13 protein-coding genes are annotated in these 16,699 nt (G+C 56.4%); 6 read left to right on the plus strand and 7 right to left on the minus strand.

Annotated features, from left to right (window positions below):
* Positions 1-28 precede the first annotated feature (28 nt).
* From Pla52o_RS08735 to Pla52o_RS08745, 3 genes are all read right to left on the minus strand, one after another.
* Positions 29-1,264, minus strand: a complete 1,236-nt coding sequence (locus Pla52o_RS08735; RefSeq protein WP_146594241.1) for a hypothetical protein — start codon at positions 1,262-1,264, stop codon at positions 29-31.
* A 171-nt stretch (positions 1,265-1,435) separates the two neighbouring features.
* Positions 1,436-2,527: a sugar kinase gene (locus tag Pla52o_RS08740; protein WP_146594242.1), complete on the minus strand. Its 1,092-nt coding sequence runs from the start codon at positions 2,525-2,527 to the stop codon at positions 1,436-1,438.
* Entirely contained in the window at positions 2,520-3,182 is a 663-nt protein-coding gene (locus tag Pla52o_RS08745; protein WP_231612200.1) for a bifunctional 4-hydroxy-2-oxoglutarate aldolase/2-dehydro-3-deoxy-phosphogluconate aldolase, read from the minus strand. The genes Pla52o_RS08740 and Pla52o_RS08745 overlap by 8 nt, the downstream gene beginning before the upstream one ends.
* 543 nt (positions 3,183-3,725) lie before the next feature.
* Here Pla52o_RS08745 and Pla52o_RS08750 point away from each other — a divergent pair.
* From Pla52o_RS08750 to Pla52o_RS08775, 6 genes are all read left to right on the plus strand, one after another.
* The gene (locus Pla52o_RS08750) at positions 3,726-4,985 is read left to right on the plus strand and encodes a glucuronyl esterase domain-containing protein (protein ID WP_146594633.1); all 1,260 of its coding nucleotides are present in this window, start codon (positions 3,726-3,728) and stop codon (positions 4,983-4,985) included.
* A 587-nt stretch (positions 4,986-5,572) separates the two neighbouring features.
* Complete coding sequence (locus Pla52o_RS08755; RefSeq protein ID WP_146594243.1) at positions 5,573-6,031, plus strand: DUF2892 domain-containing protein; 459 nt, start codon at positions 5,573-5,575, stop codon at positions 6,029-6,031.
* A gap of 61 nt (positions 6,032-6,092) precedes the next feature.
* Positions 6,093-6,554, plus strand: a complete 462-nt coding sequence (locus Pla52o_RS08760) for a beta-lactamase hydrolase domain-containing protein (RefSeq protein WP_146594244.1) — start codon at positions 6,093-6,095, stop codon at positions 6,552-6,554.
* A gap of 158 nt (positions 6,555-6,712) precedes the next feature.
* On the plus strand, positions 6,713-7,285 hold the full coding sequence (locus Pla52o_RS08765; protein ID WP_146594245.1) for a DsrE family protein: 573 nt from the start codon (positions 6,713-6,715) through the stop codon (positions 7,283-7,285).
* Between the two features lie 181 nt (positions 7,286-7,466).
* Positions 7,467-9,023, plus strand: coding sequence for a hypothetical protein (locus Pla52o_RS08770; protein ID WP_197169116.1), 1,557 nt, complete (start codon positions 7,467-7,469; stop codon positions 9,021-9,023).
* Positions 9,024-9,304: 281 nt separating this feature from the next.
* Positions 9,305-10,555 carry a sialidase family protein gene (locus tag Pla52o_RS08775; protein WP_146594247.1) on the plus strand — a complete coding sequence of 417 codons (1,251 nt, stop codon included), beginning with the start codon at positions 9,305-9,307 and terminating at the stop codon, positions 10,553-10,555.
* A 177-nt stretch (positions 10,556-10,732) separates the two neighbouring features.
* Here Pla52o_RS08775 and Pla52o_RS08780 read toward each other — a convergent pair whose 3' ends face one another.
* The 4 genes from Pla52o_RS08780 to Pla52o_RS08795 all read right to left on the minus strand — a co-directional run bounded on the left by Pla52o_RS08780 (position 10,733) and on the right by Pla52o_RS08795 (position 15,772).
* On the minus strand, positions 10,733-11,545 hold the full coding sequence (locus Pla52o_RS08780) for a polysaccharide lyase family 7 protein (protein WP_197169117.1): 813 nt from the start codon (positions 11,543-11,545) through the stop codon (positions 10,733-10,735).
* A gap of 296 nt (positions 11,546-11,841) precedes the next feature.
* On the minus strand, positions 11,842-13,734 hold the full coding sequence (locus Pla52o_RS08785) for a YHYH protein (protein WP_146594249.1): 1,893 nt from the start codon (positions 13,732-13,734) through the stop codon (positions 11,842-11,844).
* 351 nt (positions 13,735-14,085) lie between these two features.
* On the minus strand, positions 14,086-14,667 hold the full coding sequence (locus Pla52o_RS08790; RefSeq protein WP_146594250.1) for a TetR/AcrR family transcriptional regulator: 582 nt from the start codon (positions 14,665-14,667) through the stop codon (positions 14,086-14,088).
* Positions 14,668-14,815: 148 nt separating this feature from the next.
* Positions 14,816-15,772 carry a nucleoside hydrolase gene (locus tag Pla52o_RS08795; protein WP_197169118.1) on the minus strand — a complete coding sequence of 319 codons (957 nt, stop codon included), beginning with the start codon at positions 15,770-15,772 and terminating at the stop codon, positions 14,816-14,818.
* Between the last annotated feature and the right edge of the window lie 927 nt (positions 15,773-16,699).

The raw sequence follows: 16,699 nt of genomic DNA on the forward strand, positions 1-16,699 counted from the left end.
CTCCTAATCAAAAAACAAAAATGGGGAATCAGCATGCATCGGTCAGAAAACCTTCGCTTTGTAGGTCTCGCCTAACGATTGGATATGCCAACAACGTCACCCGTAGTTCCTCGTCCTGTTCCTCGAGAATCGACGCCCCGCAAAGTTCGCTAATTCGGCGTTGAATTTCATCACGCGAAAATGGCAATACCATAAGCAGCGACGAAAGTGAGAGCCCGCCATGCAGCAGCAACGCATGTAAGATAAAGAGGTGCACACGGTCCCCGTTGAGCGGTAATTGCGGCGGCGTGAGTTCGTTAGGCGAGACGAGCCAAAACGCGTGGCTCGACTCAGCGGACACTGTCGGCGACGTTTCGCTTCGCGGGTCACGGGTACGCAGCGATGCATTCCAAGTCGCCTGTGCCACCCCTGGATTGCCGCGTGATTTGACCGCTAAATCGTATAGGAAATCGGGGATCTCGACCTGCCGCACGCTCTTGTCGCCTCGCTTCTTTCTTCCAGCGTCGGGCAACTCAGGAAAAATGGGCTGCTCATTGCCGCTCTGGCGAAATGCGTATTGCGAAAGCGGTAACGTGCTGCGGAACCAGCGGTCCAATCGTCCGGCGTCTAGCGGTGCCAATGTCAGCGGTGGGCCGAGTACCGATTCAATCCCAATCGCGTGCTGCAGAAACGCCCACGCCCAACTATCGCAACCGATCAGTACGCGGTTTTGGCTGGCAAGCAACTGCTGTAAAAGTAGCCGCAAATGCATCAAGCCTTGCTCGTGGCGCAAGTACCAATCTTCTAAGTGCGGAATGACTAGGATCTCGCGGTTTGATTCCTCCAGCACCTTGGCTGCCCATTGATCATCCGAGGGTGTTTCCAACAGCGAGTGCAGAGCCGGAGCGGCGAGTGTGCGGAGTTGTTTGTGTTGAGCCAGTTGTTGCAGTACGGCCGAGACGTCGCAGCCCGGCGGCCCCACCAGCGGCTGGATCCGCCGCCTAGATTGCTTTGGGCGAAACCAATCTTCACCCAAGGAATCGGCAAGTTGATTCGCGGCGTGTGTCCAGTCAGGAGGAGGGGAAACCGACTCCAGCAGATGGTCGGCAGGCCGATCCTGGTGGAGCGTTGCTTTTGCCGCCGACGGCTTTGAGCGATGCAAGGTGCGTTGCACGAACTTCCATGCCCGCCGCAATTTACCGCGAGCCGCATCGGTTGCGGGCGGAGTCGGAGCATCGAAATCCGCAATCGGAATGTAGCTCCAGATCGATTCGGACTCCTCCATTTTAATTTGCTTTCTCGAGACGGTAAGGCGAACACGCAGCGATGCGGAACTCACTACAACTTACTTGCAGCGTTCATCGATCGCTGCATTCGACAGTGAATAAACAGGCAAGTTTGCATCGCTTTTAACCGTTCGGGCGGTAGCCACGGTTTTAACAACAGAACCGTGCCCCTATCGCACCACACGTCCTGATGCCGCACCGCCCATCAAGGCTTCCACCTCGCCGCGGGTGGAATAGTTGAAGTCGCCTTTGATGGAATGCTTCAAGCAAGAGGCTGCGACTGCGAATTGGAGCGCGGTTTGAGGCTCGCTCAATTCCGGCGTGATCAGGGAAAAAATCAATCCCGCTGCAAACGCATCGCCTCCGCCCACGCGGTCGACAATACTCTTGATTTCATAAGGACGATAGTTTCCATCGTTGTCGAGGGGAGCGAACGAGGGGGTGTCCGACGCGACGTCCAAGAGCATCGCGCCCCAGTTGTTGTGAGTCGCGGAAAAACTTTCCCGCAATGTGATCGCCACCTTGCTGACATTGGGAAACTGCGTTGCCACTTGTCGCGCGACATCGGGGTACCGTGACGTGTCAAGCGATCCGGAATGGACATCGGTTTCGCCGGCTTGAATACCGAGCACATCGTGGCAATCTTCTTCGTTGGCGATCACAAGATCGATGTACGGAAGAATCGTTCGCATGGTTTCTTGAGCGAGTTGACGAGCGGACTTGGGTGAATCCCACGTCCAAAGTTTGTTGCGAAAATTCAAGTCGATCGAGACTTGTAATCCCGCCGCTTTGGCTCTTTGTGCAGCCACGAGCGTTGCGTTCGCAGCGTGCTGCGACAGCGCCGGCGTGATGCCGCTGAGGTGCAACCAGCCCGCCCCTGCAAAACTGGCGTCCCAGGCATATTGATCCGCCGGCGTGATCGCGATGGCCGAATCACTGCGGTCATAGATCACATTGCTCGGCCGTTGATTGGCACCGGTCTCGAGGAAATACAGCCCTAAGCGTCCACGGTCGGTGCGAAGAACATATTGTGTGTCGATGCCCATCGCACGAACCGAATCAATCGTCGCGTCGGCCAGTGCATGTTTGGGGAGTGCCGTCACATAGCGGGCCGTCCCTCCAAAGTTGCAGATCGAAACCGCCACACTGGCCTCGGCGCCAGCATAGGTCACTTCCAATTCTCGGGTCTGGCGAAGGCGGAGATGGTCCGGTGCCGCCAAACGCCCCATGATTTCCCCGAAGGTGACAACTGTCTTACTCATTTTCGAAACCCTTGTTTTTTGCTTTGATCACGTTGGCAGCGCTTGTCGTGATGCCGTCCCAATCTTCGTTGTTGACCATTGTTTGTTTGACGATCCATGATCCGCCAATCGCGGCCACATTGGATTCCTTCAAATAGGGCAGCATGTTTTCAGCATTCAGCCCGCCGAGCGGAAAATATTGAATGCCCAAATGCTTGTAGGGGGCACTCATGCTGCGCAGATAAGAAATACCACCGGCCGCTTCGGCGGGAAAGAATTTGACGAAACGACAACCCAGTTCAATCGCCGCTTCAAGATCCGATGGAGTCATGATCCCCGGTGCAAACGGAAACTCGATTTCTTGTGCGGCACGAACCACACGCGCGTTCATTCCCGGAGCCACGCCAAAGGAGGCGCCCGCCGCCTTTACCTCACGCACTGTTTCCGGCGTTAGGATGGTGCCCACTCCGACCAACATTTCGGGTACTTCCGCACAGATCGCCCGTACGGCGTCGATCCCAGCGGCGGTTCGCAATGTCAGTTCGATCGCATCAATGCCGCCTTTGAATAATGCCTTTGCCAATGGCACCGCATGTTGCGTCTGCTCGACCGAAAAGCCAGCGACAATGCCGGTCCGTTGTAATCGCTGCAAAATTTCGTCAGGGAACATCATCATCACTTTCTCGTTATTGATCAAAACCAAGTGCTGCGTCCAGTCTAGGAACTGGGGTACGCCCGGATGGTTTGCGCCGTTCCGCTACGTTTTTAGTATCAGGACGCAGGCCTTCGGTTTCCGTGGGCCTAAAGAAATGAGGCTGACAAAGCACTGGGAACCTGAACCTCGTTCACTACGATCAAACCCAAATTTCTAATCCTGGCACAGCACTCGACGCATTTGGCTCGTCCGCGAACGGAACGTCGATTTCGTTCGTTGGCGCGTTGAACTTAGAATGATTGGTTTGCGAACGCAAGCTGATGTGCCCCGCGAGGCAGCGGTTGACGTGACATCGGATTAGCGATTCACCACGATACAAAAGTAATGCGGTTGGCGTTTCTTGGTGGAGCCCCGTGAGGCAAGGGGGGGTGACGATTGAAGGGCGAGCAAGGAGGGCTTTGTCGCAGGCCAAACCTGCTGCGAGTTTCGATTACACTCTGTGGCATCACACGCGGTTTACAATCAAATTTAAACTCCCTACTTTCCAGCGTGAGCCGAGATACTATGCACATTCGTCGTTTTCTAATGGTCGCGTTGGTGGTGGGAGTCGCCTCCATCGCGGCGGCACAAACTTTCAATCCTCGTGATGACATCAAGCCAAAGGATGAGGAGTCCACCGTGTCGAATGATCGTTTGCCCGATCCGCTCTCCGGGATCGAGTCCCCCGCCGAATGGCCAGCGCGACGCGAGCAAATCCGTCAGCTGTTCGCAACCGAGATGTTCGGCAATGTTCCGACCGATAAATTGAATGCGATCAAGGTCAAGGTCAAGGTCAAGGATCAGGGAACACGCAAGTCGATATTTGGCGGAAAGGCGACGATGTGGCAACCGGTCGTGACGCTGGCGGGGCGTGATCTACAGTTGCTGATTTTCTTGCCATCCGAATCGAAAGATACGCCCGCTTTTCTGGCCTACAACTTCCATGGCAATCACACCGTATTGGATGATGTTGATATTCCAGTAACCGAACATTGGGTTCGCAATAAACCTGGTAACCGCGCCAGTGCCCAGGATCGCGGGAATGGCGCATCTCGCTGGGCCGTCGAAAAAATCATCGACCATGGCTTTGCCCTCGTGACGCTCTATTACGGTGATGTCGATCCCGACTTCGACGACGGCTTTGCCAATGGCGTCCACGCGGCGCTGGCCGACAAGCCGGCCGGTGACCAATGGGGCTCGATTGCGACCTGGGCTTGGGGGCTGAGCCGGGTGCTCGATTATCTCGAAACCGTGCCTGAGATTGACGAACAACGCGTCGCGGTGATGGGACACTCGCGACTGGGCAAGACCGCGTTGTGGGCAGGAGCGAACGACGAGCGGTTCGCCCTGGTGATCTCTAACAATTCGGGTTGCGGTGGAGCGGCGCTCTCACGCCGCCGCAGCGGTGAAACCGTGGCTCGTATCAATACCGCGTTTCCCCATTGGTTCTGCAAAAATTTTGCTCACTACAACGACAACGAGGCCCAGTTGCCCTTTGACCAGCACATGTTGATCGCACTGATGGCTCCTCGTCCAGTTTACGTGGCGAGCGCCGTGGAGGATACGTGGGCGGATCCCGAAGGCGAATTCCTCTCCGCCAAACACGCCACACCGGTTTACCAATTACTGGGCAGCGAAGGATTGCCGGCCAAAGAGATGCCGGCCGTGGATCAACCGAGCCAGGGCAGCATCGGTTACCACGTCCGCTCCGGAGGGCATGGCGTGACCGATTTCGATTGGACGGAGTACCTCAAGTTTTCCAGCAAGCACCTGTTGAACAAGTAGCAATCATTGCTTTGTTTGGGACGCGTCTGGGCGGCTATCTGGGCTGCTATCTGGGCTGCCCGTGTTCGCAGTGATCACGTGGGTTGCGAGCACCTTCACGGCCGCACCCTGGCGTGTCCCGCCGTGCTCGCGTCCAGCGAGCTTGAGACGCCGCTTCGATGAACGGGATGTGGTCATTTGGCCCGTACCGATCGAGACACTGTTTTGGTGCCGCTGCAACACGAGCGAATGCGGCTGTCTTTTCTACCGCATCGCGAGGTTGGTGTCTGGGGACTCAGTCTGTCTGTTGGCCGTGATCACGCTCGCTCCACCCCTTTTGGTTCGTCGCCCTTCAAGCCGATGAGAGACCGCGATTTCGGTGGCGGCCCGGGGGTGATCTCCGGCATGCATCGGCAAGCGGATTGGGCGGCATCCGTGCGAATATCTGCGATCTGTCAGCCCGCTTCGGAGGGAGACGCCATCGAGGTTCTTGTCAAGCGACTTGGCCTAACGCGGCATACGATTTGCAACCATGAATAGACGGTTCGATTTTCCTCGTGCCTTCTCAATCCTCGTGCCTTCTCAATTCGCTGCAATGGAGTTTTCTGATGATCCCATCGACTGTGGAACGTGTTCCGCAACACACCGCCGAGCATGTGAACAACCAAATTCGCTATCAAACCGAAGAACGCGTCACGCGTCTTGCCGCCGCTGGCCGCGAGGCGATCGATCAACGATTGGCTGAACTGGATCAAGAATGGGACATCGAGCGGACTTTGGAGGCCAATGCCGCCGCTTTGTCCCTCGTTGGATTGACGTTAGGCGCCACGGTTGATCGCAAATGGTTTGTCTTTCCCGGAGTGATTGCCGCCTTTCTTTTGCAACATGCGGTGCAGGGTTGGTGTCCGCCCTTGCCGGTCTTTCGTCGCCTTGGGATTCGGACAGCCTCGGAGATCGACTATGAACGCGATGCGCTGAAGTCGCTGCGAGGGGATTTCGAGCATTTGCAATCAGACTCGCCAGGACATCCCAGCCCCACGCAGGTCGTCCCGGCCCTCCAGCGGTAAGCGGGGATGGCTCACCGCACGCAGTCACCCTATTTCCTATTGATTTAGAGGCAGAACAATCATGTCAGACAAGATAAAACTCAATGACCAAGTGATGGTTGGCGAGCAGCCTTCCGAGTCGGAGATCGACCAACTCGGCCAACAAGGTTTCAAAACGGTCATCAATTTCCGTGCCGAGGGGGAAGAGGGACAACCTCTCTCTCCCGATGCCGAAGGGGCAAAGGTTCAAGCGGCGGGGATGGAGTACCTGCATCTTCCAGTTTCGATGAAATCGATGGGGCCCGAACTCGTCGATCGGTTTCGAACGAAATATCCTGACCTTCCCAAACCGGTGTTTGCTCATTGCAAGAGCGGTAAGCGAGCCGGGGCGATGGTCGTGATGCAGATGGCGGTCGAACAAGGAATGACGGGAGCCCAGACCCTGGAAAAAGCAAAGGAGATGGGCTTCGAGTGCGATCAGCCTGAGTTGGAACAGTTCGTTCGCCAGTACGTTGATTCGCATTCCAAAGCGAAGCCGGCTTAATGAATAGCAGCATGCCAATCACCGTAACGATCATTCCCCGCTCGCCGTGATTGAATAAACCACTCGCGCCGACGGGAATGTGATTAGCCGAGAAAGTGTTTGGCCAACCGAAGCTTGCTTCGCTCGTTCACGCCCCTTCTAACGCAAGAGAGATACTAATGAATATGTTGAGATGGATGGCCGCCGTAATGTTATTGGGAACTACCGCTTACGCCGCCGACCCCACCGGGGACGCGAAGTACGAGCATCCGGTGATCAAGGATCATGGCGGGATCGTGGTGCTTTCCGATGCGGCTCATCAGCCACTCAAGAATTCCAAAGTCCTGCTGGACATCACTTCGGATTCCAAGTCGGGCAGTGTGATCAAAGGCTTCGACCGAGCTGCTTTGATCCTTAACCAATACGCCCAAGCCACCGCTGGGACGGACAACGGCTTCAAAATGGCGATCATTCTTCACGGGCCCGCCACCAAAGCTGCCCTTTCTCACGAAGCGTATGCCAAACACACCAACTCGTATTTGCGAGACAAAGGCAAGGCAAAAAATCCCAATCTCGAATTGATGTCGCAATTGAAAAAAGCGGGCGTCGAGATCTATGTTTGCGGGCAAGCGCTGGCCCATCACAGCTATGCCAGCGGTGATGTCGTTCCCGAAGTGAAAGTGGCTGTCTCGGCGGCCACCGTTAACATCAATCTGCAAATGGACGGCTACGCCTACATCCCGTTCAAGTAAGCGGAGTGTGCGTTGACCCCGTTTTCCGTTTGAGTTCACTAACACGAAGCCGGCCATCGAGCAATCGATGGCTCGGTCAATCGCACCCGGAACGGCATCTATCTCGCGGTGGTCCCACCTCTCGAGTCGCTATACTTAATGACAGTCCACCCCTGTATCGCTTCCGCCCGGAGAGATAATGATGAATCGCAATGGTCGTCGTCAGTTTTTGGCAAACGTGGGTAGCGGGATGTTGGTGGGCACTTTAGGCACTGGCCTGGCCGGGGACCTAGGCATCCGCTCGGCGTGTGCCTACGACGGGGCTGCCGACGATCGACTGACGTTTGGTGAACTGGAGCCGCTGGTTTCACTGATGCAGGAAACGCCGCTGGACAAACTGCAGCAAGTCCTGCTTGGCAAAATCGACAGCGGCACCGATCTGAGCACTTTAATCGCAGCGGGTTCGTTGGCGAACGCACGCACCTTCGGCGGGCACGACTACGTCGGTTTCCATACGTTCATGGCGCTGACGCCGGCGCTGGAAATGGCGGCTGAGCTTCCCGAGCCGCGGCGTGCTTTGCCGGTTTTGAAAGTGTTGTACCGCAACACCGATCGTATTCAACAATTTGGTGGTTCCAACAGTGAAGTCCTGCGTCGTTTGGACACCCGCAAACATCAAGGCCAACGTCCGTCGGCGGAAGAGTTGCAAGCCATGACGCGGCAAGCCGATGTAGCCGGAGCCGAGCAAATGATGGCGGCGCTGAGCGAGGAATCGGCAGCAAGCGTTTTCAATCGCGTTCAGCACAGCGTCCAAGATGAAGCCGATGTGCACCGTGTCGTGTTAGCGTGGCGAGCTTGGGCGTGCATCGGAGTTGTCGGTGAATCCCATGCCAACACGCTGCTGCGGCAATCGGTGCGTTATTGTCTGCAAGATTCGCAGCGACGGATTCGTGATGGTAAGCCCGATCCCCAGTTATGGACACTGTTACCGCGTTTGCTCGATCAATACAAGTTGCTCAGCCAGCCGGTCGGAGATCGCCGAGGGGATGACCAATGGATCGATGAATTGGCCTGGACGATTTTTCAAAGTAACCGTGTGCAAGCTGCCGACGCGGCCGCGCAAGCCCTGGTCGCCGGCTATGCGCCCGATCAAGTCGGGGAAGCCATGTCGGTCGCTGCCAACTTGTTGTTATTGCACGATCCGGGCCGTGAAAAGGATGGCGATGGGGATAAGGTAAAAGGCTCGGTGCACGGGGCCTCGGTGGGAGTCCACGCATCGGATTCGGCCAACGCGTGGCGCAATATCGCTCGGGTCAGCAACCCACGCAATACGATCGCTAGCCTGTTAGTCGGTGCCTACCACACGGCCGGCCAAAGCCCGCGAGTGCAGCGTGAGCCATGGCCGCTGAAAATGGACGCGGTCGATGCGGTGGACGACAAGCAGCAGCTCTTGCAGCAAGCCGAACAAGCGGTCCGCAATCGTGATCAAGCACTGGCAGGTGCAGCCGTTCAGCGATTCGCCGACGTGGGGGGATCTCCGCGAGCGATTTCGGACGTGTTGATCAAGTTTGCGACCAGCGAAGACGGCGCGTTGCATGCTGAAAAGTACTACCGCACCGCCACCGAAGAATTCGCCAACACGCGGCCGTCACTGCGCTGGCGACATTTAGTAGGTTTGGCAAGAGTGTCGGCTAGCGAATACGGAACGGCTGCCCCCGGCTATCGCGAAGCGTGCGAGCTGCTAAACGTGCAAGCCTAATCTCACGTTCCTGCAACCACGCTCGCCAGCGCTCAGAGGCTTGGTGAGATCGACCCACGCTCGCCGTTGGCATCGGAGATGGAGGGCATCCGGGTAACCGTTGTCTCGACTCACGCATGGTCTCGTGTTGACGGATACGTCGCCACGGTTGCTGGTTGCATTATTGCTCTATACCACCTATTTTGTCACGCATCGAAGGATCATTGACTCAACATTCAGCAAGCGAACGCTTGACTTGAAATCTAACTGGGAGCAGCCGCGTGGTGAACAGCCGAGAATCCATGGTTGTCGTATTGTGTAGGACACTCGTCATCGCGTTTGCGGTGGGCGCGACGGTGTCGGCCAGCGATACGGCGACGCCTTGCGTGACGGTAGTCGAGCGAGAAATCTCTGCGTCCGTGTCACCTTACTACGGCGCGATCTATGCCGATCGCGAGGACAACCGACTGATCACTAACTATCGCCAATCCGACGATAATGGCGAATCATGGCAATCGCTCCCCTCGCAGCAACTGCTCGCCAAGGGGCTGCCCCACGGCTATCGCAGGAATCCGGTCACAGCGTTGTTGGATCCACGCCACAATCGTGTCCTCTGGATCGTGAACGCCCTCGACACGCCGGACCTCGATCCCCGCAAGGTGGAGCCTCCGATTGCTCAGAAGACGTACTATCTCCGGTATCGCGTCTCTCAAGATGGGGGGCAAAGCTGGCTCCACGACAAACCGATTGTCGGTGCGGGTAAGCATGACGCGGCACATCCGTTTGACGATTTGTGGATCGGCAAGAACGCGATCTATCTCGGCGACAAAGGGTGCCGTCCGATTACCACTCGCGACGGTCGGATTCTAGTTCCCGCTCAGATGACAATCCTCGACGCGGCGGGGGAACTGTACAAACCGCCTCGGGCGCATACCTACACCGCCGCCGTGGTTTTGATCGGCGAGTGGGCTTCCGACGGATCCATCACTTGGCGGATTTCCGAGCGTGTCACGGGGGACGAAGCGTTGAGTTGCCGTGGGATGATCGAACCCACGATTGCCGAAACTCGTGATGGCCGCATCGTGATGATCATGCGTGGCAGCAACTCGCACGACGCGAAGATTCCCGCCCGCAAATGGATCTCCGTCTCCGAAGATCAAGGTGAAACATGGTCCGCAGCAAAAGCGTGGGGATACAGCGACGGAGGCTCGTTCTACTCTCCTAGCAGCATGTCGTTTCTAACGCGTCACAGCAGCGGGCGTCTGTTTTGGGTCGGCAATCGGACGCCCGAGAATGCGTCGGGTAACTTGCCTCGTCACCCCGCGGTGATCGGCGAACTCGATCAAGAGTCGCTCGGCTTGATCCGCTCGAGCGTCGTCACGTTCGATGAACAATCGGACGAAGATCGTCAGCAAGGTCGCCTCGACCTGTCCCACTTCGACATCCTGGAGCATCGCCCCAGCGGCGATTTTATCCTCACGTATCCGCGTGCCCATCATAGTTACAAATCTCGTGAATTCGCCGAACTGCGTCTCAGACCCTCCCCGGAATGATCACGTAGCCGATGGTGAAAACCGGGCAGGCGTTTGGCGAAAAACCGCTGACCCCAAAATGGGAGCCAACGGTAAGTCGGGGGCGGGGCGTGGCAGGCGAGAGGTCTCGGCCGCGTTCGTGAGTCAGGATCGTGGATCTCTAAAACATCGGAGGAGGCATCTTTCTTCGCTCGATCCTTATTCGTGATTGACGGTCAACCGTGAGAACGAAATGCGAGCGCCTTCGGTTGCGGGGCCTTGATTATCCTGAACGTACGCACCTGCCTTGAAGTAAAAGTTTTGCTTCATCCACTCAGGATCGTTCTTCGCAATATTCTGTGTCTGTGACTTTCCGTTGACCGTGATCGAAAGCACTTCGTTTTCGAGTTTGATCGTGTAATTGATGTCGCGATCTAAGCCGACCTTGGGCCAAACCAACTTGATGTCCTTGCCCTTCGTCGGGCTTGATTTGACCAGTGCTTCGATTCGGCCTTTATAGAATTGTAATTTGACCAACGGTTTTGCTTTGCCCGAGTAACTGTGGATCTGGCCGATCACGACTTTGGGATCGCTGGGGACTTCGAGAACGCGGCAGCGGGCGGTGAGGACATGGGTTCCCTTTGCGGTCCAGTTGACCGCAGGATCGTTCGGTTCGAGCATCTCACGCAATTCGGATCTTGGATACTCCGTGCCCTCGGTTGTCACGCCGTTAACGGGGCACCAAAACACCATCGCGCCGTCCGCGTCAAAATAGAAATGCGGATCTTTGAAGCCGCCGACAAGCTGAGCGGTTGAGACTTCGGTCGCGTCGCTGTCGCCGCCGCGAGCCACCCCGGTGGGTAGCGTCAATTTCCAGTGCCTCAAATCAAAGGCGGTGGCAGGCGGTGTTTCGGTTTTTCCCTCTGTTACGTCGTCAATCGGAATGGCGGTCTTGGGTTGATCGGCGTTTGCCAATCCGACGCTAGATAGGAACACCAAGGCAACGACGGTCGTGATCGAGTGGAGTTTCATCGGGGCGCGTCCCATGAGAATGGATCCGATTTTGATGCAAAAATAGATCGTCCATTTTGAAGATAGCGAAAATCGCATCAGGGTAACGCGAATCAAGCGATTATTTTCAATTTTAAGCGGTCTCGGCGCCACCAAGCTTGCTTTCACTTGGATTCGGGTGCCGATGGGGAGCGTCCGGCTTCAAAGTGTCACAGCCTAAAACGGACACTTCGGGGGCGACGAGAGGAGTGCGATGGCCTGGCAAGACCGTCGCACCATAATTAACAACCTCAGCGGGATTGTTGTTGGCATTGGATTCATGCCAGAGGAGAGTCAACGTGGGAGGCTCGCTTCTTGCTACGGAACCATGTGATAAACGCGATGAAAATGGCTATCCCCGCGACGGGAATGATCAGCCAGGGACCGATTCGGCTTCGTGTGTATTGGTAGCTCAGCGTGCCCTGAGCCAGCGTGATATCCGAGATGCGTTGCAGCAATTCGTCACGCGTGACTTTTGCGGTTGGAAAGTTCGGCTTTTCAGACAAGGCAAAAACCGTGATGTGGTATTCCTTCACGCCTGGACCCTTCGAACGCATCGGGTCGTAGTCTGTACGCCCCTTGTCGTTATAGCCTGCGATCCCAATGCCGCGGGCGTCCTGAGGCAGACTCGTGACGTCGGCAGGAATGTCGTACAGCAGCCAGTATGATTTGACGTCTCCGGGGCCAGGCGTATGCCACAGATTAAGCGCGTAACATTGGGTTCCCGCAGGCCCCTTGGTCCAAGCCACCGGTGGCGATTCACCCGATCCATCTCCGGTGAATTCGATAGGCATTTCATCGCCCGCAGCGAAGGCAGGACTGGTGACGATCAATCGTGGCAGGTCGGTTGCGGGGCTTTCGTTGGCATTGGCATCGGCATTGCTACCGAGTGCACTGCTTCCAAATGCACTGCTTCCAAATGAACTGCTGCCGAGTACACTGGACAGGGGCACATACGTCTCGCCCCTGCGCCGGCGGTAGGATTCGGTTCGGGTTTTTCCCGAGGGTTCCTGATACGTGAAATTGACGCTGCCATCGTTCTTGATCACATACGTGATCACCCCCTTGCGTCCGGAGAGGTCGTAGTTGAGTTGGAATCGGTTGTCGGTTTTGCTGAAACCGGTGATCGTCGCATCGCGTAGAGGTTCGAGTGCAGGCCGCAGTGGTTCGGCTCGCGGTTGCGGATCGACTTGACCGCCACGCTTGGTCACTTCGCCATAGAAACCGCCATTCAAATAGGGATAGGTTTTCGTTGCGTGATAGTGGTACTCGCCCGACGCGTCTTTATGCCCGCCCAGTTTGTCGAGCGGTGCGAAGTCCGTCGCCTTCTCATCTTGATAGCCCAAGATCGGATAGCCGTCCAAGGCATAGGCGATCGGATTCCCTTTGCCCGTTATTTCTTCCAGATGAACCGGGGCAAGATGGTAGTGATAGTCGTCGGCGCGGCCGCAATGGCCACCGTACTCATCCAATTCGCCAAACAAAAAAGCGTCATCCCCGCGATTATTCAGCGGATTAAAAATCGGCACCCCGTTGACGGCCAATGCGATCGCTCCGCGCAGAAAGTCATTCTTGGTTGATAGCGGCTGCTTCGCTGGCTGTGGGTGCAAGGGAATTCGCCAGGCGTTGTTTCCAAAGTAGCTTTGCGGGATCGGAACCTGTTGTTGCCATGCGCGAATGCCGATCATCATCGGATGATCGGGCAAACCATTGGATCCAACGTAAAAGTAATCGTGGTCCGATCGCAGTTGCAGTTTTTGCGCAAAGGGATTGAAGTGCTCTCCGATCAACGGCATTGGCGTGTCGTTTGACTTCGCCCCAGCGGCGGCTCGGTGGGAATGGTTCTGCGCGACAAGCTGTATCCCCTGCTGCCGATTCAAACGTTTGATTTCTCTCAGACGAGCATCGATCCACGCTTGGTCCGAACCGACCAGACGGTCGATCGCAAAGGTTGTCAACTCGCCATCGTCGCGACGAAGCTGGACTTGGTTGCCCGATGCGGCGACAAAGGATCCATGCAAGTCCGCCCCCTCCGATGCGATCGTCCAAGTTCGTGACGCTTTGGCATCGGTTGAATTGCCGTGATGACCACGTTCGTGTACGTACACGTTCGCTGGCCCGTTGAGTAGCGCCAGACTCACAACCATTGGGGTAAGGAAACGAACAATCATTTGGTTTAGGTTTCCTATTTGAGTTTGCGACTTCGCAAACTTGGTCGCTGGATTCGCCAAGACTCTAGGGGGCGTCCATGACGCTGGGAGGTCTGGCGAAGCGGAGTGTTGCATTGAGTTCGACTTTTGCAATTTTCAGACGACGTTCATTGCCGATTGTCGAACCATGGTCCCCATGGTCCCCATGGTTCCGCCCACACCGTTGGCGATGCGGGACAAACGATGCAGGCAAGGGAGCCACATTGCGAATCGCAATCGATTCGTGCTTTACAACCAGTGCGAAATTTGAAGGGAGAGCGAGGCATTAAAACGGTACGACAGCGTTGGAGGTTCATCGCACGGAGAGGCGTCCTAAGAAATCAATCGCTTCGCTTGCTCGCCAATTTGCTGCAGCGCCGCTTTCCCGATCGTGCCGCGTCCCATCACGCGAATGCCGACGAGCAACGCGACCAACGCCTTGGCGGTTCCTCGGGGCTGCACGGCATCCGGGATGTCACCACGCTGCTGCCCTCGTTTGATCTGTCTTTCGAAAAATGCCGCAATTTGCTTGAACGCCTCGGTGATCACTTGCTGGACCTCGGCGTTGTGTTGCGGATACTCCAGCGAGGTGTTGACTAGCAAGCACCCTTTCTTTTCCTCGTCATGGAGCGAATGCTGAATGATACGATCGAAGAAGGTCAAGATCGCTTCGCGAGGATCATCCAGGGCATCCAGCTCTTGGATCGACTTTTGCCTTTGATCGATGTCGTACTTCAGCAGCCCCCTCATGAACATGTCGTCTTTGCCGTCAAAGGCGTTGTACAGACTGCCACGTTTGATCCCGGTCGCTGCGGTGATGTCCGAAATCGACGTGGCCGCATAGCCCTTCGCCCAGAAGACCTGCATCGCCTGTTCGATCACGTCCGACTCGTCAAATGATTTTTCCCAAGGCATCACAGCTTCCTTCGCAAAGTTCGATTGGCATTCTTGGCTCCAATATGCGAGGATTTGACCTTTCGGTCAAGACAACGTCCGCGTTTGGGGGTGGAAACGCACTCGCCAATCATGTGCTTTGGCAAAAGAGGGAGGTCGCTGCCGGCACTCAATCAGAAATCGGTCCTTTTGCAATTGCTGCGTCAATGGCTTTCCAGAAATCGCGAGCCATGCCCTCGGCGTCAATGGCCTCGAACACCGTGACTCGCCGATGGTTATCAGGATATTGTTCGACCGTTTGGGCATCATGGATGATTGGCGCACCAACGACCACAGGCGTGGCAAGCTTCGGCCGCAGGATTGCCTCGATCAGTGCAACATCCCACATTACCTTCACCTCCTGTTTTGCCGTTCGGGGAAACGTCTCCCAGCGATCAACCAGCAGATCCCAGACGCCTCCCTTGCCTTTGAGGTGTTCATTTACGTCCTTCTTGGAAAGTCGCATCTCCACGCTGACTGAACGTGCTGGCATGTGGAAGTACTCCACTTTCGACTCGAAGATCACCTTGACCGCACTGATGTCGTTCTTCCAATTAAAGATGCCCGGACCCCATCTGCCCTCTTTATAGTCGCCATCGATAAACGCAAAGATGACCTTGGATTCGATCGATGGGTCAAGCACGAGTGCCGATGCTAGATTCGTGCAAGCACCCAGCGCAAAGACGATCAGCTTATTGTGGGTGTCTCCGGCATGGGCTCGTTCGATGATGAAACGCGCTGCTGGCGAATCGACAGCAGTCATTGCATCGGGCATTGAACGATCCGCACCGACAGGATGCGGAATTGAATTCCTCAGTCCCATCGCATCGAGTAGCTGCTCGTTGATCTTCTGGCTTCGATGCACCGTTTCGTTCGACTTTGTCGACCGGGTGAAATGCGCTGAGGTCACTCCCTCGACCTGGAACTCAGGCGCGGCAAGGGCTCGAACGATGGCATAAAGATCATCAATTTCGTTTGCCGTATCGGCGTCAACGATGACCCGGACAGGAGCATCCGCTCGACCCGGAGTTGCAAAGCCGCAGCAAAGGAGAACGGACAGAGTCAGTAACAAGCAACAACTTTTCATACATCGACCTTCTGAGATTTCAATTCCTCCCACAGCATGTCGCCAGAGGATTTCCCAAACGTGGGCGGCGATTGATTCAACGCAGTCACCGGCACGATTGCTTCGCTTGCCAATGGGTGGCCAGTTTACCATGATTCGCCGCCATCGCGACGCGTGCGGGACAAGCGATCGTCTGTACCGGCTCCCAGGATGGCCAACGGGGACAGGGCCAACCGGGGACAGCGGGGCCAACGGGGCCAACGGGGACAGAGCATCTTGTGGGGACAACGGGGACAAGCATCTTTGACAACGGGGACAGAGCATCTTGTGGTGGCATGCGTGAGTAACGAGAGCGGACTAGCTGTGGACGCTCGGCACAGCTTCACGGTTGCCACGACCGAAACCATCGTCGATCGCGGGGGATCTCGCTCGAGATCAAGCGAAATCGAGCCAATGCCGCGCATGTTCATCTATCGGCGACTCTTTGCGACGCTCGAGAGCTAAAAAGAGGGACGCGGGCAAGCTAATCCGCGCGGGTGAGCAGCTCTCGAGCTCGTCGCCGCAAGTGATAGCGGCGGTGCGTCCGGTGGCTTCGCAGCGGATCGACAGACTCGGGGCGCCCCGCGACCAGGCAAAATAACGGGGACAACGGGGACAGAGCACCTTGTGCGGGTACGCGTGAGTAGTATCCAGCGGGGACAGAGCATTTTGTATGGGCACGTGAGACTAGCGAGAGCGGACTAGCTGTGGACGCTCGGCACAGCTTCACGGTTGCCACGACCGAAACCATCGTCGATCGCGGGGGATCTCGCTCGAGATCAAGCGAAATCGAGCCAATGCCGCGCATGTTCATCTATCGGCGACTCTTTGCGACGCTCGAGAGCTAAAAAGAGGGACGCGGGCAAGCTAATCCGCGCGGGTGAGCAGCTCTCGAGCTCGTCGCCGCAA

This window comes from Novipirellula galeiformis, assembly GCF_007860095.1.
Classification (GTDB): Bacteria; Planctomycetota; Planctomycetia; order Pirellulales; family Pirellulaceae; genus Novipirellula; species Novipirellula galeiformis.